We start from the raw sequence: 236 nt of genomic DNA on the forward strand, positions 1-236 counted from the left end.
TTCGTCGTCGGCCTTCTTCGGCAAGGACCCGACCGTGGTGCTCGCCGTCTACCAGATGCCCGGCTCCAACGCGCTCGATCTGCAGCAGCGCGTCAAGGACAAGATGCAGGAGCTGTCGGGCCGCTTCCCGAAGGGCGTGTCCTATGCAATGCACTACGACACGACGCGCTTCGTCTCGGCGTCGATGCATGACGTGCTGATCACGCTCGGCGAAGCGCTGGTGCTGGTCGTCGCCG

At 64.8% G+C, this 236-nt stretch carries 1 protein-coding gene; it reads left to right on the plus strand.

All coding sequences use genetic code 11. From position 1 onward, the window contains the following. Nucleotides 1–236, plus strand: a 236-nt coding sequence (locus EOB49_RS35875; protein WP_164782030.1) for an efflux RND transporter permease subunit, incomplete at both ends; no start/stop codon positions are given.

It is taken from the genome of Mesorhizobium sp. M7A.F.Ca.MR.148.00.0.0 (assembly GCF_003997735.1).
In the GTDB taxonomy this organism is placed as follows: domain Bacteria; phylum Pseudomonadota; class Alphaproteobacteria; order Rhizobiales; family Rhizobiaceae; genus Mesorhizobium.